This window comes from Stutzerimonas stutzeri (genome assembly GCF_002890895.1).
Taxonomy (GTDB): Bacteria; Pseudomonadota; Gammaproteobacteria; order Pseudomonadales; family Pseudomonadaceae; genus Stutzerimonas; species Stutzerimonas stutzeri_AB.
Map to the genome: position 1 here is coordinate 58,695 of NZ_POUL01000008.1, position 20,613 is coordinate 79,307.

General features: G+C 57.9%; 15 protein-coding genes. 12 read left to right on the forward strand and 3 right to left on the reverse strand.

Annotation, left to right across the window (positions count from 1 at the left end; translation table 11 throughout):
• Nucleotides 1–109: 109 nt before the first annotated feature.
• The gene (locus CXK96_RS15350) at nucleotides 110–1,378 is read left to right on the forward strand and encodes a malic enzyme-like NAD(P)-binding protein (protein WP_102837312.1); all 1,269 of its coding nucleotides are present in this window, start codon (nucleotides 110–112) and stop codon (nucleotides 1,376–1,378) included.
• A 125-nt stretch (nucleotides 1,379–1,503) separates the two neighbouring features.
• Here the strand turns inward: CXK96_RS15350 and CXK96_RS15355 are convergent, their stop codons facing one another.
• Nucleotides 1,504–3,957 carry a penicillin-binding protein 1A gene (locus CXK96_RS15355; protein WP_102837313.1) on the reverse strand — a complete coding sequence of 818 codons (2,454 nt, stop codon included), beginning with the start codon at nucleotides 3,955–3,957 and terminating at the stop codon, nucleotides 1,504–1,506.
• Nucleotides 3,958–4,141: 184 nt separating this feature from the next.
• Here CXK96_RS15355 and CXK96_RS15360 point away from each other — a divergent pair, with 184 nt between their 5' ends.
• The 11 genes from CXK96_RS15360 to hemE all read left to right on the forward strand — a co-directional run bounded on the left by CXK96_RS15360 (nucleotide 4,142) and on the right by hemE (nucleotide 19,669).
• Nucleotides 4,142–5,206 (forward strand): pilus assembly protein PilM, encoded by a 1,065-nt coding sequence (locus CXK96_RS15360; RefSeq protein WP_102837314.1) that lies wholly within the window; start codon nucleotides 4,142–4,144, stop codon nucleotides 5,204–5,206.
• The gene (gene pilN / locus CXK96_RS15365; RefSeq protein ID WP_102837315.1) at nucleotides 5,206–5,778 is read left to right on the forward strand and encodes a type 4a pilus biogenesis protein PilN; all 573 of its coding nucleotides are present in this window, start codon (nucleotides 5,206–5,208) and stop codon (nucleotides 5,776–5,778) included. Before CXK96_RS15360 ends, pilN begins: the two co-directional genes overlap by 1 nt.
• Entirely contained in the window at nucleotides 5,775–6,398 is a 624-nt protein-coding gene (gene pilO / locus CXK96_RS15370) for a type 4a pilus biogenesis protein PilO (protein ID WP_102837316.1), read from the forward strand. The genes pilN and pilO overlap by 4 nt, the downstream gene beginning before the upstream one ends.
• Nucleotides 6,395–6,922, forward strand: coding sequence for a type 4a pilus biogenesis lipoprotein PilP (gene pilP / locus CXK96_RS15375; RefSeq protein WP_102837317.1), 528 nt, complete (start codon nucleotides 6,395–6,397; stop codon nucleotides 6,920–6,922). Before pilO ends, pilP begins: the two co-directional genes overlap by 4 nt.
• A gap of 51 nt (nucleotides 6,923–6,973) precedes the next feature.
• Nucleotides 6,974–9,079 carry a type IV pilus secretin PilQ gene (gene pilQ / locus CXK96_RS15380; RefSeq protein WP_102837318.1) on the forward strand — a complete coding sequence of 702 codons (2,106 nt, stop codon included), beginning with the start codon at nucleotides 6,974–6,976 and terminating at the stop codon, nucleotides 9,077–9,079.
• A gap of 7 nt (nucleotides 9,080–9,086) precedes the next feature.
• Nucleotides 9,087–9,632 carry a shikimate kinase AroK gene (gene aroK, locus CXK96_RS15385; protein ID WP_102837319.1) on the forward strand — a complete coding sequence of 182 codons (546 nt, stop codon included), beginning with the start codon at nucleotides 9,087–9,089 and terminating at the stop codon, nucleotides 9,630–9,632.
• A 23-nt stretch (nucleotides 9,633–9,655) separates the two neighbouring features.
• Complete coding sequence (gene aroB, locus CXK96_RS15390) at nucleotides 9,656–10,747, forward strand: 3-dehydroquinate synthase (RefSeq protein WP_102837320.1); 1,092 nt, start codon at nucleotides 9,656–9,658, stop codon at nucleotides 10,745–10,747.
• Between the two features lie 20 nt (nucleotides 10,748–10,767).
• On the forward strand, nucleotides 10,768–12,249 hold the full coding sequence (locus tag CXK96_RS15395) for an SPOR domain-containing protein (RefSeq protein WP_102837321.1): 1,482 nt from the start codon (nucleotides 10,768–10,770) through the stop codon (nucleotides 12,247–12,249).
• 171 nt (nucleotides 12,250–12,420) lie between these two features.
• Nucleotides 12,421–16,869: a glutamate synthase large subunit gene (gene gltB / locus CXK96_RS15400; protein ID WP_102837322.1), complete on the forward strand. Its 4,449-nt coding sequence runs from the start codon at nucleotides 12,421–12,423 to the stop codon at nucleotides 16,867–16,869.
• A gap of 111 nt (nucleotides 16,870–16,980) precedes the next feature.
• The gene (locus tag CXK96_RS15405; RefSeq protein ID WP_102837323.1) at nucleotides 16,981–18,399 is read left to right on the forward strand and encodes an FAD-dependent oxidoreductase; all 1,419 of its coding nucleotides are present in this window, start codon (nucleotides 16,981–16,983) and stop codon (nucleotides 18,397–18,399) included.
• A gap of 205 nt (nucleotides 18,400–18,604) precedes the next feature.
• Nucleotides 18,605–19,669 (forward strand): uroporphyrinogen decarboxylase, encoded by a 1,065-nt coding sequence (gene hemE, locus CXK96_RS15410; protein WP_102837324.1) that lies wholly within the window; start codon nucleotides 18,605–18,607, stop codon nucleotides 19,667–19,669.
• A 45-nt stretch (nucleotides 19,670–19,714) separates the two neighbouring features.
• Here hemE and CXK96_RS15415 read toward each other — a convergent pair whose 3' ends face one another.
• Together CXK96_RS15415 and CXK96_RS15420 are read right to left on the reverse strand one after the other, a co-directional pair.
• Nucleotides 19,715–20,008, reverse strand: coding sequence for a hypothetical protein (locus CXK96_RS15415; RefSeq protein WP_102837325.1), 294 nt, complete (start codon nucleotides 20,006–20,008; stop codon nucleotides 19,715–19,717).
• 142 nt (nucleotides 20,009–20,150) lie between these two features.
• Nucleotides 20,151–20,591 (reverse strand): excinuclease, encoded by a 441-nt coding sequence (locus CXK96_RS15420; protein WP_102837326.1) that lies wholly within the window; start codon nucleotides 20,589–20,591, stop codon nucleotides 20,151–20,153.
• Nucleotides 20,592–20,613 lie beyond the last annotated feature (22 nt).

Here is a 20,613-nt window from a genome sequence, read left to right on the forward strand (position 1 = left end):
GTATCGCCAGGCCTTGACAGTCAGATTTCCCGTTCCCTTGTGACGGCGCTTGATCTTGGCGTATCCTCGACCACCTGTCTGTCCCAGTAAAAATAAGCGGAAATGCCCCATGACTGACCTGAAAACTGCCGCTCTCGACTACCATTCCCAGCCCCGTCCGGGAAAGTTGAGCGTTGAGCTGACCAAGCCCACGTCCACTGCTCGCGACCTTTCGCTGGCCTACAGTCCAGGCGTGGCAGAGCCGGTTCGGGAGATCGCCCGAGACCCTGAGTTGGCTTATCGTTACACCGGCAAAGGCAATCTGGTCGCGGTGATCTCCGACGGCACCGCCATTCTTGGTCTCGGAAACCTGGGGCCATTGGCGTCCAAACCGGTCATGGAAGGCAAAGGCGTACTGTTCAAGCGATTTGCCGGAGTCGACGTATTCGATATCGAAGTCGATGCGGAAAGTCCCCAGGCCTTTATCGATACGGTCAAGCGCATCTCCATCACCTTTGGTGGCATCAATCTGGAAGATATCAAGGCGCCCGAGTGCTTCGAAATCGAGCGGACCTTGATCGAGCAGTGCGACATTCCGGTGTTCCATGATGACCAGCACGGTACGGCTATCGTCACAGCAGCGGGCATGCTCAATGCACTTGAAATTGCCGGCAAGACGTTGGAGCAGGCGAAGATCGTCTGCCTTGGTGCCGGTGCCGCAGCAACTTCCTGCATGAAGTTGCTGGTGAGCATGGGCGCTAAGATCGAGAACATTTTCATGATCGATCGCAAGGGTGTCATCCATGCTGGTCGTGATGATCTCAACCAGTACAAGGCGGTGTTCGCACATGAGACCGACAAGCGCACCCTGGATGATGCTCTAGACGGTGCTGATGTTTTCGTAGGTCTATCGGGTGCCAATCTGCTGACTGCTGAAGGCCTCAAGCGCATGGCTGCGAACCCAGTGGTATTTGCCTGCTCCAACCCGGATCCTGAGATCAGCCCCGAGCTGGCGCACGCGACCCGCTCCGATGTGATCATGGCAACTGGCCGTTCCGATTATCCGAACCAGGTCAATAACGTACTGGGCTTTCCGTTCATCTTCCGCGGTGCGCTGGACGTCCGGGCCAAGCGTATCAACGAGGAAATGAAGATAGCGGCTGCGCTGGCGTTGCGTGACCTCGCCAAGCTACCGGTGCCGGCTGAAGTGGCGGCTGCCTATGGCGTTGACAGTCTGGAGTTCGGCCGTGAGTACATTATTCCGAAGCCCATGGACCGGCGCCTGATCACACTGGTTTCCGATGCGGTGGCCAAGGCTGCCATCGAAAGCGGTGTGGCGACCCTGCCGTATCCATCGCACTACCCGCTAAAGTCAGTAGACGACGTATTTGGTGGGTGATTAGGTTGCCTGTAGCGCCGCGTTAAGGCGGACAGTAAAAAAACCGGCCATTGGCCGGTTTTTTGTTATTGATCACCGTAGAAAAATTTACGGAACTCCGCTGCGCTCTAACGTAGCCGCGGCCTTTAGAAAAGATCCATTGGTGCTGTTTCGCTGGCCGGTAGAGGGCTGCCAGGGATTGTCGCTCCAGGAATCAATTCGTCGTCCATGTTCGGAGGCGAATCCTCACTTCGGAAGATTTCGAAATAGGCATCTTGCGTTCCAGGGGCCGCTGCGCGACCGCTCTCTGGATCAATGCGCAGGGTCAGAATACCTTCGGGTTCGGCGGGGGCGTGCTCTGGCTTGCCCTCCAGTACCGTGCTCATATATTTCATCCAGATGGGCAGTGCCACCGTACCGCCGTACTCGTGGCGGCCTAGGCTCTGAGGCTGATCGAACCCGGTCCAGACGGTGGTGACAATATCGGCGTTATAACCAGAGAACCAGCTGTCTTTCGACTCGTTGGTGGTTCCGGTCTTGCCCGCAATATCGCCACGGCCCATCGCCAGGGCTCGTCTGCCTGTGCCTCGCTTAATGACGTCTTGCAGCATGCTGGTCATGATGTAAGCGGTGCGATCATCGATGATTTGTTCAGCATGCCTAGGCGGTTGGCGGGCTGGCTCAGAACTGTTGTCGTCAATGAACGAGTCTGTCTGCGCGTAGGCGACGGCGGTCTGCTCATTATCGTCTGCCGAAGATTGTTGAGCGATGTCACGCTCAGGCACGCGCACTGGGTCCGCGCTGAATATCACCTTCCCGTCTCGGTCCTCGATTCGCTCAATCAGGTAGGGCTCTATCTTGTAGCCGCCGTTGGCAAATGCCGTCCAGCCGGTAGCGATTTCCATCGGTGTCAAGGTTGCCGTGCCAAGTGCTAGCGACAGGTTCGCTGGAAGGTCTTCGGGCTTGAAGCCAAAGCGTTTGATGTAATCGATGGTTTGCGGAATACCCAGGGTTTGCAACAGGCGAATCGAAACCAGGTTACGTGATTTGTACAGCGCTTCTCGAAGGCGGATCGGGCCGAGGAAAGTGTTGTTGTCGTTCTTGGGACGCCAAACGCGATCCAGCCCTTCTTCGACGAATACGATAGGTGCGTCGTTGACAAGCGTCGCGGGGGTAAAACCTGCATCCAGCGCTGCGCTATAGACGAAGGGTTTGAAGCTTGAGCCAGGCTGGCGCTTGGCCTGGATGGCGCGGTTGTAATTGCTTTGACCAAAGGAAAAGCCGCCGGTCAACGCTTCAATGGACCCGTCTAGTGGATCGAGAGATACCAGCGCACCCTGTGCCTGCGGTATCTGACTGAAAAGCGCTTCGCCATCGACAAAGCGAATCCGGATGACATCTCCCGGTTTGACCACCTCCGAAGGTGTCTTTGGTCGGGGGCCAAGGCTGTTGGTGTTAATGAACGGTCGAGCCCACTTCATGCTTTCCCAGCTGACGCTGTGCTCGCTGCCGTCCCGAAGGATGGCTTGGACGGAGTCGTTCGACACGCGACTAACGACCGCCGGCTGCAACCCAGACTGGCTGCGATAGTCACCGAGCTGTTTCAGCCAGTCCGCTTGATTCACACCCGTTAGATGAGCTTCCAGGCCACGATAGCCATGGCGCTGGTCATACTCGATTAGCCCCTGAATGAGTGCTTGGTTGGCTGCGATCTGACGCTCGCTGCTTGGGGTGGTATAGACGCGGAACCCATCAGTGTAGGCTGTGCTACCGAAGCGACCGACCATTTCGGCACGGGCCATTTCGGCGATATAAGGTGCGTCAAGCTCGGGCGAGTAGCCGTGGTAGGAAGCATCGACGGGCTCTGCCAATGCTTGCTGATAGCGGGCCTCGTCTAGTTTTCCTAGCCGGTACATCCGGCCAAGAATCCAGTCACGTCGTTCTTTGGCTCGCTCCTTGTTCGCGAGTGGATTGAATGCCGAAGGCGCCTTGGGCAGGCCGGCAATCATGGCTAGCTGCCCTAGGCTTAGCTCGCCGATTGATTTGCCATAGTAAACCTGCGCTGCCGCTTCTATTCCGTAGGAGCGGTTACCTAGGTAGATCTTGTTGACGTAGAGCTCAAGGATCTCATCCTTGCTGAGCTCTCGCTCGATCTGCAGAGCGAGCAGAATTTCGTTGATCTTGCGTGAAAAGCTGCGCTCGCTGGTCAGGAAGTAATTCTTCGCTACCTGCATGGTGATGGTGCTGCCACCGGTCTGAATGTGCCCGGTTTTCAATAATTGCGTGGCAGCGCGCATCAAGCTGGAAACATCAACGCCATAATGATTCGCGAAATTATCGTCTTCTGCTGAGAGCAGCGCGGCGATGAAATCCTTGGGGATCTGATCGAAGTTGATAGGAGAGCGTCGCATTTCGCCGTATTCGGCGATCAGCTTGTCATCCTGGCTATAGACACGCAGCGGAATCTGGAGCTGTATGCTGCGTAGCGAGTCGACTGACGGCAGATTGGGGCTGAGGTAGAGAAACGCGCCGCTTAGACTAAGCAACAGTCCGCAGAAAATAGCCAAGCACGACCATAGGAAAAACTTCAGAAAACGCATCGGGGTTCATTGAATCCAGGATGGGGAATGAGGTGTATGCCGCAGACGGTGCTGAAAGGAAAAACCGGTCACATTATAAGCGGTTTTTCTGTAGGGGAGCCATTTGCGCTTCTGTCAAGGCTGTTATCTAATGCTGACAAACATAATTAATCCGTAAGTAGCGGATAGAGATAGGAAATCGGCCGTGATAGGGCTCTTCACTAAGAAAGCGAACACGCTGCTTGGAATCGACATCAGTTCGACATCCGTCAAGCTGCTGGAATTAAGCCGCTCAGGTTCCCGGTACCGGGTCGAGTCCTATGCGGTCGAGCCACTTCCGCCTAACGCTGTGGTTGAAAAGAATATTGCTGAACTGGAGGGCGTGGGGCAGGCGCTTTCCCGGCTATTGGTAAAGGCGAAAACCGGGGTCAAGTCTGCTGCGGTGGCGGTCTCCGGTTCAGCAGTCATCACTAAAAGCATCGAGATGGAAGCCGGGCTCAGTGATGACGACCTTGAAAATCAGCTGAAAATCGAAGCAGACCAGTATATTCCCTACCCTTTAGAAGAGGTCGCTATCGACTTCGAGGTGCAGGGCCCTGCAGCGCGTTCGCCCGGCCGGGTTGAAGTGCTGCTAGCAGCGTGCCGCAAGGAAAACGTGGAAATACGTGAAGCTGCGCTCGCTTTGGCCGGGCTGACGGCTAAGGTCGTGGACGTAGAAGCGTACGCGTTGGAGCGCTCTTATGGTTTGCTGGCGCCCCAATTAGGCGCCGGACACGATGAGCTGACCGTCGCGCTGGTCGACATCGGTGCGACCATGACTACGCTGAGCGTTCTGCACAACGGCCGGACTATCTATACGCGTGAGCAGCTGTTCGGTGGTCGTCAGCTCACGGAGGAGATTCAACGACGCTACGGCCTGTCAATGGAAGAGGCTGGTCTGGCTAAGAAGCAGGGTGGTCTTCCAGACGACTATGACAGTGAGGTGTTGCAGCCGTTCAAGGAGGCAGTCGTTCAACAGGTTTCGCGTTCTCTTCAATTTTTCTTCGCTGCTGGGCAGTTCCACGATGTTGACTACATTCTGTTGGCCGGTGGTACGGCATCCGTTCCGGGACTGGATCGTCTGATTCAACAGAAAATCGGAACCCAGACTTTAGTTGCCAACCCGTTCGCCGATATGGCCTTGAGCAGCAAGGTCAACGCAGGTGCCCTCGCCAGTGATGCGCCATCCATGATGATCGCCTGTGGATTGGCCTTGAGGAGTTTCGACTGATGGCCCGGATTAACCTTTTACCTTGGCGCGAGCAGCAGCGTGAAGAGCGTAAACAGCGATTCCTGGTGTCGCTGGGCGGGGTGGCTGTAGTTGCAGTGGGTTTATTGTTTCTTGCTGATCAGTACTTCACCCATGCGATCGAGCAACAGAATGCGCGGAATGATTTCGTTCGCAAGGAAATTGCCGTTCTGGATACGCGGATAGCCGAGATCAAGGAATTGAGAGAGCGTCGGCAGCAACTGCTCGAGCGTATGAAGATCATTCAGGATCTCCAGGGTAACCGCCCGATCATCGGTCGAGTATTCGACCAGCTGGTTCGCACGCTTCCCGATGGCGTCTATTTCACCGGGCTGAAGATGACCGGGAAAAACATCGCGATCGTTGGCGCGGCTGAATCAAACAACCGAGTCTCTAATCTGATGCGTAATTTGGATGGCTCTGATTGGCTGGATGCGCCGAACCTGAACGAAGTGAAGGCTGTCACCGCTGGGGCGGTTGATCAGGAAAATGTGTTTCAGCTAACGGTGCAACAGACACAACCGGCCGCTGCTGTTGAAGGAGATAAGCCATGAGTCTGGCTAGCTCGATGGAGAGTCTCCGTAGCGTAGATTTGTCCGATCTGGACATGAACAACCTTGGGTCCTGGCCAGCAGCGGTAAAGGTGATCGCGGCGATATTGCTGATGGCCCTGATGCTCGGGGGTGGTTACTACTTCTACCTCAGCGACCTGCAAGCCAATCTGGATCAGCAAATAGCCGAGGAGGACAGGCTCAAGCAGCAGTTCTCCACCAAGGCATTTCAGGCTGCGAACCTGGAAGCGTACAAGGCGCAGATGGTCGAGATGGAGGCATCTTTCGGTGCTTTGCTGCGGCAGTTGCCTAGTGATACCGAGGTGCCGGGTTTGCTTGAAGACATTACCCGCACTGGCCTGGGCAGCGGGCTCGAATTCGAAGAGATCAAGCTGCAGCCGGAAGTGACCCAGCAGTTCTATATTGAGCTGCCGATACAGATCAAGGTAGTAGGCAGCTATCACGATCTTGCGACTTTTGTCAGTGGCGTAGCGAGCTTGCCGCGCATCGTTACGCTGCATGATTTCGAAATTAAGCCGAACAGTAAGGATTCGTCATCCAAGCTGCACATGAGCATCCTGGCCAAGACATATCGCTATAACGACAAGGGGCTGCAGAAATGAGAGGAGTCCGACTTGTAGCGATAACCCTTGGCACGCTGGTGCTGAGCGGGTGCGGTGTGAGCGGAGATTTCGACGATCTGCGCAGTTACATGGATGAAGTACGAGCCAAACCGAAAGGTTCGATCGAGCCGCTGCCGGCGTTTCTCCCATACGAGGCCTTTACCTACAGTGCAGCGTCGTTGCGTCACCCCTTCCAGCCGCCAATGAAGATTGATCTGACTCAGCGGCAGAAAGGTACAAAAGACATTCGGCCCGACGAAACCCGCATTAAGCAATTTCTTGAAGAATTCAATATTGAAAACTTCGTCATGGTCGGGACGCTGGCCAAGGGCGAAGGCAACTACGCCTTGATCAAAGGTGGTGATGGGGTTCACCGAGTCAAGGTCGGTGACTATCTGGGGCGCAACCATGGCCGTATCGTTGAGATCAGCGAAGCCGAGGTGGATGTGCTTGAAATCGTTCCGGACGGAGAGGGTGGGTGGCTTGAGCGCCCGCGTAGCCTGACCTTGAAAGAGCGTTCTTGAGTCATGGCAAAAATGGAAAACCTATACCGGTCTGCACAACGGAAGCCTTTTATGAATACCACTCTCACTCGTCTCGGTTTGTCGTTGCTGGCAGCGTTCATTTCACCTGCATTGCTGGCGGCAAATTTGAACTCACTTGACGTCGCATCGTTGCCCGGTGATCGCGTTGAGCTGAAGCTGGCTTTCGACGAGCCGGTTCCAACCCCGCGTGGCTACACCCTTGATCAGCCTGCACGTATTGCTCTTGATCTGCCCGGCGTGTCCAGCAAGCTCGGATCGAAAAACCATGAGCTTGGCGTTGGTAATGCGCGGAGCGTGACGGTGGTCGAGGCCCAGGGGCGCACGCGGCTCATTGTGAACCTCACCTCTCTGGTCCCTTACTCGACCCGCGTCGACGGTAACAATCTGTTCGTGGTGCTAGGCGAGAACGCTGCGCGCTCCGGGGCTGCAGCGCCTTCTCCTGTGGTCTCAACGAAGCCGGTTGCGCCGGCCACCGCCATGGCTGCAGATAAATCGATCAGCAACATCGATTTTCGCCGCGGGGAAGATGGGGCAGGCAACGTAGTGATCACCTTGTCTGATCCGTCGGTCAGTCCAAGTATTGAAGAGCAAGGCGGTAAAATTCGCGTTTCCTTTGCCAAAACGCAGTTGCCTGAATCGCTGCGTGTGCGGCTGGACGTCCAGGATTTTGCCACGCCAGTCAAATTTGTTGATTCCAGCAGCAAGGGTGATGGTGCCAGTATCGCCATCGAGCCGAGCGGCCGATACGACTACTTGGCTTACCAGGCTGACGACAAGCTCACCATTAGCGTCAAGCCGCTCAGCGAGGCAGATGCCGAGCAGCGCAAGGCTGAGCATTTCACCTATTCCGGCGAGAAGCTGTCGCTGAACTTCCAGGACATTGACGTTCGCTCTGTTCTCCAGTTGATCGCGGATTTCACCGATCTGAACTTGGTGGCCAGTGACACCGTGCAGGGCAACATCACATTGCGTTTGCAGAACGTGCCCTGGGATCAGGCGCTGGATCTAGTGCTGAAAACGAAAGGTCTAGACAAGCGCCAAGTGGGCAATGTTCTGCTGGTGGCTCCGGCAGACGAGATCGCCGCGCGCGAGCGCCAGGAGTTGGAGTCTCAGCGCCAGATTGCCGAGCTTGCGCCTCTGCGTCGGGAGGTTGTACAGGTTAACTACGCCAAGGCTGCGGACATCGCACGTTTATTCCAGTCCGTTACCGACAAGGGTGGCGAGAGTGAAGATCGTGGCTCGATTGCTGTTGATGACCGTACTAACAACATCATCGCCTACCAGACTCAGGAGCGTCTTGACGAACTCCGCCGGATTGTCGCTCAGCTTGATATTCCGGTCCGCCAAGTCATGATTGAAGCTCGGATCGTCGAAGCGAATGTCGACTATGACAAGAGCCTTGGGGTTCGTTGGGGTGGAAACCTGTGGGCGGGTGACAAATGGAACGCTTGGGGTAAAGGCGGCAACTTGGGCGTAGAGGATGGAGACGAAGGGCAGGTTGGTCGTTTCCCTGGCATTCGCGAAACGCCGCTCAACTTGCCGTTCGTTGATATGGGCGCAATCGGTGCTACCTCTGGGATTGGTTTGGGTTTTGTCACTAACAACGCCATCCTCGACCTGCAGCTCTCGGCCATGGAAAAGACCGGCAACGGTGAGGTGGTTTCCCAGCCGAAGGTCGTCACCGCGGATAAGGAAACTGCCAAAATTCTAAAAGGTTCTGAGGTTCCGTATCAGGAAGCAAGTTCCAGCGGCGCCACTAGTACCTCATTCAAAGAGGCAGCGCTGTCCTTGGAGGTCACGCCGCAGATTACTCCTGACAACCGCATAATCATGGAAGTCAAGGTCACCAAGGACGAGCCGGATTTCTCTCAAGCCGCTAGCACCGGCGGTATTCCGTCCATTCGCAAGAATGAGGTCAATGCCAAGGTATTGGTTACTGACGGAGAGACGATCGTCATTGGCGGTGTATTTTCCAATACTCAGAGTAAGTCGGTTGATAAGGTTCCGTTTCTTGGGGATCTGCCTTTCGTAGGTCGTGTGTTTCGTCGTGACCTCGTACAGGACAGAAAGTCCGAGCTACTGGTATTCATAACTCCGCGGATCATGAATAATCAGGCAATTCAAGCCAGCCGTTAAATACTTGATGCCGAACATCATTCTCGTGGGTCCGATGGGCGCTGGTAAAAGCACCATCGGACGCCTGCTTGCCAAGGAGCTTCGCCTCCCCTTTCGGGATTCCGACAGGGAGATCGAGCAGCGCACCGGTGCCAGCATTCCGCTGATATTCGATGTCGAGGGCGAGCAGGGTTTTCGTGAGCGGGAGCACGCCGCCATCCAGGATCTATGCCAGATGTGTGGCGTCGTGCTTGCGACAGGCGGCGGTGCGGTGCTTAGGGAAGACAATCGCGAGGTTTTGCGGACTGGGGGGCAAGTGATCTATCTATGCACCTCGGTCGATCAGCAGCTTGATCGCACCTCCCGGGATCGCAATCGACCATTGCTGCAAGCGCCGAATCCCCGCGCAGTGCTTACCGGATTGATGGCTGTGCGGGACCCGTTGTATCGCGAAATCGCTGACATCATCATTCAGACGGACGAGCGTCCACCACGCCTCGTCGTACAGGAAATTCTCAGTCAGCTTCAGTCTCCCGGGCCTCGTGAAAGCTTAGGGCGATCTGCGCTATCCTAGCTCCCTTTAATTGTGGGGCCCCTATGCAGACTCTTCAGGTCGATCTCGGCGAGCGTAGCTATCCGATTCTGATTGGCGAGCAGCTCATTGATCGCGGTGAGCTGTTGGCCTGCCATATCCGTGGCAAGCAGGTTGCGATCGTCACCAACGACACCGTTGCACCGCTTTACCTAGAGCGCCTTTCGCGCAGTCTTGCCGGGTTCCACGTGACTCCGGTCGTGCTTCCTGACGGTGAGGCGCACAAGAACTGGCAGACCTTGCAGTTGATCTTCGATGCGCTGCTGAAGGCGAGGCATGATCGAAATACCACCATCATCGCACTCGGGGGTGGCGTGATAGGTGATATGGCTGGCTTTGCCGCTGCCAGCTATCAGCGAGGCGTCGATTTCATTCAAGTGCCGACAACGCTCTTGTCTCAGGTCGATTCGTCCGTTGGCGGCAAGACGGGCATCAACCATCCGCTCGGCAAGAACATGATCGGTGCGTTCTACCAGCCTCAGGCGGTGTTGATCGACACATCGACTCTCGCGACTCTGCCGTCGCGCGAGTTGTCCGCAGGCCTGGCCGAGGTGATCAAATACGGTTTGATCTGTGACGAGCCGTTCCTGGGCTGGCTCGAGGACAATGTCGACAAGCTTCGTTCGTTGAATCAGGAGGCGCTTACCGAAGCGATACAGCGCTCCTGTGATGCAAAGGCCAAGGTGGTAGGCGCGGACGAGCGCGAGGCTGGTATTCGCGCCACGCTGAACCTTGGCCATACGTTCGGTCATGCGATCGAGACCCATCAGGGCTATGGGGCGTGGCTGCATGGTGAGGCGGTGTCGGCGGGCACTGTTATGGCTCTTGAGATGTCGACTCGGCTCGGCTGGATAAGCACCGCGGAGCGAGACAGGGCTGTGCATTTACTGTCGGGTGCCGGTCTGCCAGTTGTGCCCCCAGCTGACATGAGCGCCGAAGATTTTCTCAAGCACATGGCGGTCGACAAGAAAGTGCTGAATGGCCAGTTGCGATTGGTGCTGCTCAAGCGCCTGGGGGAGGCTGTGGTGACGAGCGACTTCCCTAGGGAAGTGCTTGAGGCCACATTGAACGTCAACTACGAAGCGCTTAAGCAATAGTCAGAACCTAAGAGATTTCCATGTCCAGTTTGTCTGCCGACGATTCGTACCTGAACCATTACGGCTTCAGTCATGATCCCTTTGCTGCACGCGTACCCGGCTTCAAGTTCTTCCCTGCTCAGCGCAAGCCGGTGCTTGGGCAGTTGCATCACCTTGCCCGCTACAGCCAGCTGCTGCTGGTGGTGACCGGGCCCGAAGGAAGTGGCAAAACGCTGGTGCGTCAGGCTCTCGTAGCCAGCAGCAATAAGCAGGCTGTCCACAGTGTGGTCATCTCGCCACTGGAAACGCTCGATTCGAATGTTCTTTTGCAGCAGATCGCTCAAGCGGTCGGCTGTCAGCGCGCCGACTTCGACTCGATCATGGCGCAGATCATTCAACTGGCATTGACCGGTCAGGAGGTGTATCTACTGGTTGACGATGCCGAGCGACTAACCGGGGCAGCCGTTGAAACGTTGCTACGATTGGCTCAGGGCAGCCCGGAAGGGCGGCCGCACGTCTTTCTCTTCGGCGAGCATGCGCTGGTAGCGCGTCTAGAGGCATTGGTGGACGGTGAAGAGCGCTTCCATGTGATTGCGCTTCAGCCGTACGAGCAAGATGAGACGCGGGAGTATCTGGCGCTGCGCCTGGAAGGGGCCGGGTCTGGGCTGGACTGTTTGAGTGAGGAGCAGGTCGAGCGAATCCATGTCGATTCCGGTGGTTGGCCTGGTGCCATAAACCAGACAGCCAGAGATGAACTTCTTGAAACGATGCAGCAATCCAAAGGGCGTCGGAAGTCGGCTGGGTGGAATCTGCCGCTACCCATGAAGCATTTGCTGGCTCTGGTTGCGGTTGTTCTCATTGTCTTGGTCACCTTGCTCATGCGTGACGCGGATGAGCCATCAACAGCGCCTGCTACCACCGCTTTACCGCTGGGGACGGCCCCCGTGACCGAGGCGCTTGATGAGGGCGTCGATGCTGTGCCGGAGATCGCGCCGGCTCAGCCGGTTATCCGGGAGCCACTTGCCGCTGCCGGTAGCGGAGAAGCGGCTGATTCATCTACTCAGGCTATCGAGGAGCCGTTACCTGTTGAGGAGCCGGCTGTCGACGATATTAAGGCTCCTGCAGAGATCGCAGCCCCAGTCGCAGTGCAGCCACCAGCGGCGCAACCCAATCGGGTAGCAGAGGTGCCGCGGGAGCCTGTGCGTCAGATTGCCGCGGATGAGCCTGCTGCAGCCGGGAATTGGTACGCCAGCCAGTCGAAAACCAACTATCTAGTCCAGGTACTGGGTACGCGGACCCAGGCGAACGCTGAGGCATTGGTGAAAAGACAGGGCGAGGGCTTCCGTTATTTCGTCAAGCAACATCAGGGTAAACCTCTGTACGTTGTGACCTACGGGAGTTTCGCCACCCGTAATGCTGCCTTGGAGGCTATCAAGAAGCTACCGGCCTCGCTGCAGGCAGGCAAGCCTTGGGCGAGGAGCTTTGCTAGCGTGCAGCAGGAGATTTCGCAGTCTCGCCAGTGACCGCCCCAAAACGGTGCGCAACGCCCCATTTTGGGGCTTGCAAAAATAAAATTGTGCCTCTCTACCGGGCTTTGTAAACTGCTCCCCCTTTTGCCCACGTGTATGACGGGGCGATTCTGTGCGCCGTCAATAAGGGGTTGATTTACAACGTATTTAGCTGGTGGAGTGCCTATGAGAGCAGGTCTGTTTCGTCCTGAAGAGTTCAAGGATAACTGCGGCTTCGGTCTGATCGCCCACATGCAGGGCGAGGCAAGCCATCACCTGCTTCAGACCGCAATTCAATCCCTCACCTGCATGACTCACCGAGGCGGCATCAACGCCGACGGTAAAACCGGCGATGGTTGCGGGCTGTTAATGCAGAAGCCTGACGCCTTCCTGCGCGCCACGGCCAAGCAGCATTTCGATGCCGATCTGCCTTCGCTCTACGCTGTCGGTATGATTTTCCTCAGCCAGGATGCGGGCAAGGCCGAGACGGCGCGCGCGAGCCTCAACGAGCAAATCGCAGCCCAGGGACTGACCCTGGTGGGCTGGCGTGAGGTTCCGGTCGATACCACTGTTCTGGGGCGCCTTGCCTTGGAACGCCTGCCGCGAATCGAGCAGGTGTTCGTTTCGGCGGAAGGCCTGTCCGAACGAGATTTCGGCATCAAGCTGTTCTTCGCTCGCCGCCGGGCCGAAGTGGCCCTGGTAAGCGACAAGGAATTTTATGTCTGCAGCCTCTCCGACAAGGACATCATCTACAAAGGTTTGATGATGCCGGCCGATTTGGCGCAGTTCTATCCCGATCTCGGCGACGAGCGCCTGGCTACCGCCATCTGCGTGTTCCATCAGCGTTTCTCCACCAACACGATGCCGCAATGGCCGCTGGCTCAGCCGTTCCGCTTCCTGGCTCATAACGGCGAGATCAACACTATCACCGGTAACCGCAACTGGGCGCAGGCGCGTCGGTTGAAGTTCGCCAATGAGCTGCTTCCGGACCTGGAAGGCCTCGATCCGCTGGTCAACCGTACGGGCTCTGACTCCTCGAGCATGGACAACATGCTGGAGCTGTTGGTCACCGGCGGTATGGATTTGTTCCGCGGCTTGCGCATGATCATCCCGCCGGCTTGGCAGAACGTCGAGACCATGGATCCCGATCTGCGCGCCTTCTATGAGTTCAACTCCATGCACATGGAGCCATGGGATGGCCCGGCGGGCGTAGTGCTTACCGATGGCCGCCATGCGATCTGTCTGCTGGACCGCAATGGCCTGCGCCCGGCGCGCTGGGTGACGACGAAAAATGGCTACATCACCCTTGCTTCCGAAGTTGGCGTCTGGGATTACAAGCCGGAAGACGTGATCGCCAAGGGCCGCGTCGGCCCGGGGCAGATCCTGGCTGTGGACACCGAAACAGGACAGGTTCTGCATACGGACGACATCGATAGTCGCCTGAAATCTCAGCATCCGTATAAAACCTGGTTACGCCAGAACGCGTTGCGTATCCAGTCGACCCTGGACGACAACGATCATGGCTCGGCGTTTTATGATGCCGACCAGCTCAAGCAATACATGAAGATGTTCCAGGTCACCTTCGAGGAGCGTGATCAGGTGCTGCGTCCGCTCGCCGAGCAGGGGCAGGAAGCCGTCGGCTCCATGGGTGATGACACCCCCATGGCCGTGCTGTCGCGTCGGGTTCGCTCGCCATTCGACTATTTCCGCCAGCAGTTCGCGCAGGTCACCAACCCGCCGATAGACCCGCTGCGCGAATCAATCGTGATGTCGCTGGAAACCTGCCTGGGCGCAGAGCGTAACGTCTTTGAAGAAACCGCCGATCATGCCAATCGGGCGATTCTCACCACGCCTGTGATCTCTCCGGCGAAGTGGCGGACAATCATGGAACTCGACCGTCCCGGTTTCGAGCGCCATCTGATCGACCTCAACTACGACGAATCCCTCGGCCTGGAAGCCGCGGTGCGCAATATCGCGGACCAAGCCGAAGAAGCTGTGCGCAGCGGCAAGGTCATGCTGATTCTCAGCGACCGCAACATCCAGCCAGGCAAGCTGCCAGTGCATGCATCGCTGGCCGTAGGTGCTGTGCATCACCGTCTGATCGAAACCGGTCTGCGCTGCGACTGCAACATTCTGGTGGAAACCGCGACTGCGCGCGATCCGCATCACTTCGCCGTTCTGATCGGTTTCGGTGCGACCGCCGTCTATCCGTTCCTTGCTTTCGAAGTGCTTGGCGACCTGATCCGCACTGGCGAAGTCCTTGGCGACCTCTACGAGGTGTTCAAGCACTACCGCAAGGGGATCTCCAAGGGCCTGCTGAAAATCATCTCGAAGATGGGCATCTCAACCATCACCTCATACCGTGGCGCTCAGCTGTTCGAAGCCGTGGGTCTGGCTGACGAGATTGTCGACGTTAGTTTCCGTGGAGTCGCCAGCCGCATCAAAGGTGCGCGCTTCGTCGATCTGGAAGCTGAACAGAAAGCATTGGCGACCGAGGCCTGGAGTGCACGCAAGCCGATCCAGCAAGGCGGTTTGCTGAAATTCGTCTACGGCGGCGAATACCACGCCTACAACCCCGACGTCGTCGCGGCGCTGCAAGTTGCCGTGCAGGAAGGCGACTACAGCCGCTTCAAGGAATACACCGCACTGGTTGATCAGCGTCCAGCGGCGATGCTGCGTGACCTGCTCAAGCTCAAAGTGTCGGAGCAGCCGCTTGCGCTTGAAGAAGTCGAGCCGCTGGAGCAGATCCTCAAACGCTTCGATTCGGCCGGCATCTCGCTCGGCGCGCTGTCGCCGGAAGCGCATGAGGCGATCGCTGCGGCCATGAACCGCATAGGCGCACGTTCCAACTCCGGTGAGGGTGGCGAAGATCCGTCGCGCTATCGCACCGAGCGCAGCTCGAAGATCAAGCAGGTGGCCACTGGCCGTTTCGGTGTCACCCCTGAGTACCTGGTCAACGCCGAAGTGCTGCAGATCAAGGTCGCCCAGGGTGCCAAGCCCGGTGAGGGTGGTCAGCTGCCGGGCGGCAAGGTCAACGGTCTGATCGCCAAGCTGCGTTACGCAGTGCCGGGCGTCACGCTGATTTCGCCACCGCCGCACCACGACATCTATTCGATCGAAGATCTGGCCCAGCTGATCTTTGACCTCAAGCAGGTCAATCCAAAGGCGCTGGTATCGGTCAAACTGGTTGCAGAGCCTGGTGTCGGTACCATCGCCGCTGGTGTCGCCAAGGCCTACGCCGACCTTATCACCATCTCCGGCTATGACGGCGGCACTGGCGCCTCGCCGCTGACTTCCATCCGTTACGCCGGTTCGCCCTGGGAACTCGGCCTGGCTGAAACCCACCAGACCCTGCGTGGTAATGACCTGCGGGGCAAGGTCCGGGTACAGACGGACGGCGGACTGAAGACCGGCCTCGACGTAGTCAAGGCTGCGATCCTCGGTGCAGAAAGCTTCGGCTTCGGCACGGCGCCAATGATCGCGCTGGGCTGCAAATACCTGCGCATCTGCCACCTCAACAACTGCGCTACCGGCATCGCCACGCAGAATGATCAGCTGCGCAAGGACCACTTCATTGGCACGGTCGACATGGTGGTCAACTTCTTCACCTTCGTTGCCGAGGAAACCCGTGAGTGGCTGGCCCGCCTCGGCGTGCGCAGCCTGCAGGAACTGATCGGGCGTACCGATCTACTGGAACTGCTACCCGGCGAAACTGCTAAGCAGAACCATCTCGACCTGTCGCCGCTGCTCGGCAGCGACCATATTCCGGCCGACAAGCCGCAGTTCTGCGAGGTTGAGAAAAACCCGCCCTTCGATCAGGGGCTGCTTGCCGAGGAAATGGTCAAGTTGGCTCGCGCAGCCATCGACGCCAAGAGCGGCGGTGAGTTCGAGCTGGATATCTGCAACTGCGATCGCTCCATCGGTGCCCGGGTCTCTGGCGAAATCGCCCAAGTGCACGGCAACCAGGGCATGAAAGATGCGCCAATTACCTTCCGCTTCAAGGGCACTGCGGGGCAGAGCTTCGGCGTCTGGAACGCGGGCGGCCTGCATCTGTATCTGGAAGGCGATGCCAACGACTACGTCGGTAAAGGTATGACCGGCGGCAAACTGGTGGTCACCCAGCCGAAGGCCAGCGGGTACGAGTCCCAGGATTCGGCGATCATCGGCAACACCTGCCTGTACGGCGCTACGGGCGGCAAGCTGTTCGCGGGCGGCACTGCCGGCGAGCGATTTGCCGTGCGTAACTCCGGCGCGCACGCGGTCGTGGAAGGCACGGGCGATCATTGCTGCGAATACATGACGGGCGGCTTTGTCTGCGTCCTTGGCAAGACTGGCTACAACTTCGGCTCCGGCATGACCGGCGGTTTTGCCTACGTCCTCGACATGGACAACAGCTTCGTCGACCGGGTGAACAACGAGCTGGTCAACCTGCAGCGCATCACCGGTGAGGCTATGGAAGCCCACCGTAGCCATCTCCAGGACGTGCTGCGCGAATATGTCGCCGAAACCGGCAGCGCATGGGGCGCGAAACTCCTGGAAAACCTCGACGACTACCTGCGTCGCTTCTGGCTGGTCAAGCCAAAAGCGGCCAACCTGGCGTCACTGCTGTCGAGCACTCGGGCCAACCCCCAATAAAAAGCAGGTTCAAGCGGCAAGCCTCGGCCATGTGCCTGGGGCTTGCCCCGCTCCGTGATTGTCACGCAGTCAGCAGCCTAGGGCTTGCGGCTGCCGTTAAGAGGTTTTGAAATGACTGAACGTCTGAATAACGACTTCCAGTTCATCGAAGTCGGGCGCAAGGATCCGAAGAAAAAGCTGCTGCGACAGCGCAAGAAAGAGTTCGTCGAGATCTATGAACCCTTCAAGCCGCAGCAGGCTTGCGAGCAGGCACACCGCTGTCTGGGTTGCGGCAACCCTTACTGCGAGTGGAAGTGCCCGGTTCACAACTACATTCCCAACTGGCTCAAGCTGGTTTCCGAGGGCAACATCCTGGCTGCGGCCGAACTGGCGCACCAGACCAACACCCTGCCGGAAGTCTGTGGCCGCGTCTGCCCGCAGGATCGTCTGTGCGAGGGCGCTTGTACGCTTAACGACGGCTTCGGCGCAGTCACCATCGGTTCGGTGGAAAAGTACATTGCTGATACCGCCTTCGCCATGGGCTGGCGCCCGGACATGTCCAAGGTCAAGCCGACTGGCAAGAAGGTCGCCATCATCGGCGCGGGACCGGCTGGCCTGGGTTGCGCCGACGTACTGGTGCGCAGCGGCGTTACACCAGTGGTGTTCGACAAGAATCCGGAAATCGGCGGACTGCTGACCTTTGGTATCCCAGAGTTCAAGCTGGAAAAGTCCGTTCTCAGCCGTCGCCGTGAAATCTTCACCGGAATGGGCATAGAGTTCCGCCTGAACACCGAAGTCGGCAAGGACGTGACCATCGACCAGCTGCTCGCCGAATACGACGCCGTGTTCATGGGCATGGGTACCTACACCTACATGAAGGGTGGCTTCCCTGGCGAAGACCTGCCGGGCGTACACGATGCGCTGGATTTCCTGATCGCGAACGTTAACCGTAACCTCGGCTTTGAAAAGGCGCCGGAAGACTTCGTCGACATGAAGGGCAAGAAGGTTGTGGTGCTCGGCGGCGGCGACACAGCGATGGACTGCAACCGCACCTCCATCCGCCAGGGCGCCAAGAGCGTGACCTGTGCCTACCGGCGTGACGCAGCGAACATGCCGGGCTCGCGCAAAGAAGTGAAGAACGCCAAGGAAGAGGGCGTCAAGTTCCTCTTCAACCGGCAGCCCATCGCCATAGTCGGCGAGGGCAAGGTCGAAGGCGTCAAGGTGGTCGAGACCCGTCTCGGTGCGCCGGACGCGCGCGGACGTCGTAGCCCTGAGCCAATTCCCGGTTCCGAAGAAGTATTGCCGGCAGATGCCGTGGTTATCGCCTTTGGTTTCCGCCCGAGTCCAGCTGACTGGTTTGAAGGCAAAAGCATTCAAACCGACAACCAGGGCCGTGTAGTGGCACCGGAGATGGGCCAGTTCAAGCATCAGACCAGCAACCCGAAGATTTTCGCGGGCGGCGATATGGTGCGTGGTTCCGATCTGGTCGTTACGGCGATCTTCGAAGGCCGTCAGGCTGCTGAAGGCATCCTCGACTACCTGGAAGTCTGATTCACTGGGTGGATAGGCGCTGCCGATGCACCTAGCCGGTTCACGGTGACTGGTGGGCGTGGCATCCACTCTGGGCTTTACTTTGGAACATGCCTCCAAACGAGCCTGACCTGAATCAAGCCCACGGATAAAAGGCACGGCGCTCGCCGTGCCTTTTGTTTTGCGCTTTGCGACAATGCCGCCACTTTTTTGCTGGAACCCAGACATGACTGCCTTGAAGAACGACCGCTTTCTCCGCGCCTTGCTCAAGCAACCTGTCGACGTCACCCCGGTGTGGATGATGCGTCAGGCCGGCCGCTACCTGCCGGAATACCGGGCCAGCCGCAGCAAGGCGGGCGATTTCATGAGCCTGTGCATGAATCCCGAACTGGCCTGTGAAGTCACCCTTCAGCCGCTTGAGCGTTACCCGCTGGACGCGGCGATCCTGTTCTCCGACATCCTCACGGTGCCAGACGCCATGGGGCTGGGCTTGTACTTCGAGACCGGGGAAGGCCCACGTTTCAAGAAGGTCGTCAGCAACATGGCCGACATCGAGGCGCTGCCGATTACGGATCCGGAGAAAGATCTGGGTTACGTGATGGACGCGGTGCGCACCATTCGTCGCGAGCTCAACGGCCGCGTTCCGTTGATAGGCTTTTCCGGAAGCCCTTGGACCTTGGCAACCTATATGGTCGAGGGCGGTTCGTCGAAGGACTTCCGTAAGTCCAAAGCCATGCTCTACGAAAATCCCCAAGCGATGCATGCGCTACTGGATAAGCTCGCGCAGTCGGTGACCAGCTACCTGAATGGGCAGATTCTCGCCGGTGCCCAGGCAGTGCAGATTTTCGATTCCTGGGGTGGCAGCCTTTCCGCCGCGGCCTATCAGGAATTCTCCCTGGCCTACATGCAAAAGATTGTCGATGGGCTGATTCGCGAACATGGCGGTCGCCGTGTACCGGTCATTCTGTTCACCAAGGGCGGTGGGCTGTGGCTGGAGTCCATGGCGGCGACCGGTGCCGAAGCACTGGGGCTGGACTGGACCTGCGACATCGGCGTCGCGCGTGCCCGCGTTGGCGACAAGGTCGCGCTACAGGGCAACATGGACCCGAGCGTGCTGTTCGCAAAGCCTGAGGCGATCCGGGCCGAGGTCGGCCGTATTCTAGGCAGCTTCGGGCAAGGCGAAGGTCACGTGTTCAACCTGGGCCACGGCATTACCCCTGAGGTCGATCCGGCCCACGCCGGTGCGTTTATCGAGGCTGTTCACGAACTCTCGGCGCAGTACCACCGCTGATTTACTACGATGAAAAAAAGAGCCGCTGTTAGCGGCTCTTTTTTTTTAAGGCTGCTGGTAGTGGCCCGGCGTGGTCCCTGGTTCATGTTCGTGCACCAGTTTGGTCACCCGGATATCGGTGATACCGATGACCTCGGCCTGTTCCAGAATCTTGCCCTCGTCAGCCCCGGCCTCTGGCATGACCAGGCTGTTTTCCGCATCGCCATTGTGCAATTCGATCAGATGCCGAGCGGCGCTGGCCTGCGACATGCGCTCTTCTTCCGAATCGATGAGATGGTTACGCGGTTCGTTCTGGAAGAGGTAGTTGACTTCGAACTTGTGCGTTGACTTGCCAAACATGGGCAGCTCCTTGAAATGGAAGGGTCTGCATGTGTTGACTCGTGGGTCCAGTTATTCGTTCGGCAAGGACGACAGTCGGATTGTCATTGGTCGCGCAAGTACAGCGCCCGGTCCCGTTTAACGGTCCCGAGCGCCCACGGCTTTACTTGACCTTCGCCAGGTTGCCCTTGATTGCCACCCCCGCCATGATTGCGCCGGCATGGCACTCGTACTTCTGGCTGTCTTTGTATTCGACGTGCTTGTAGTTGCTGGCGATGTCCACCACCGCATTGGCACCTGCCGCCTTGGCGGCCTGTTGCATGCCGATCAGCGCCGATTGCAGCGCCCAGCTGCAGGCACCCTCGTCAGTCTTGTTGAAGGCGTTGGTTTTCTTGCTGGTGGAAACGTCCCGGCGAATGATCTGCGCGCTCTTGGGCGTCTCGCCAGCCAGGTAGAACTTCACGCTGCCGTCGAGTTTGCCAGAGGCGGTTGCCTCTTCCACGACCTGGTCGAACGGCAGGTAATGGGTAGTGTCGCGGGCCTGGCTGACTCCGGGTAATGCACAGAGCACCAGTGCTGCGCCAATCCATAGGTTTTTCTTCATTGCATTCTCCTTGCGGTGTTTT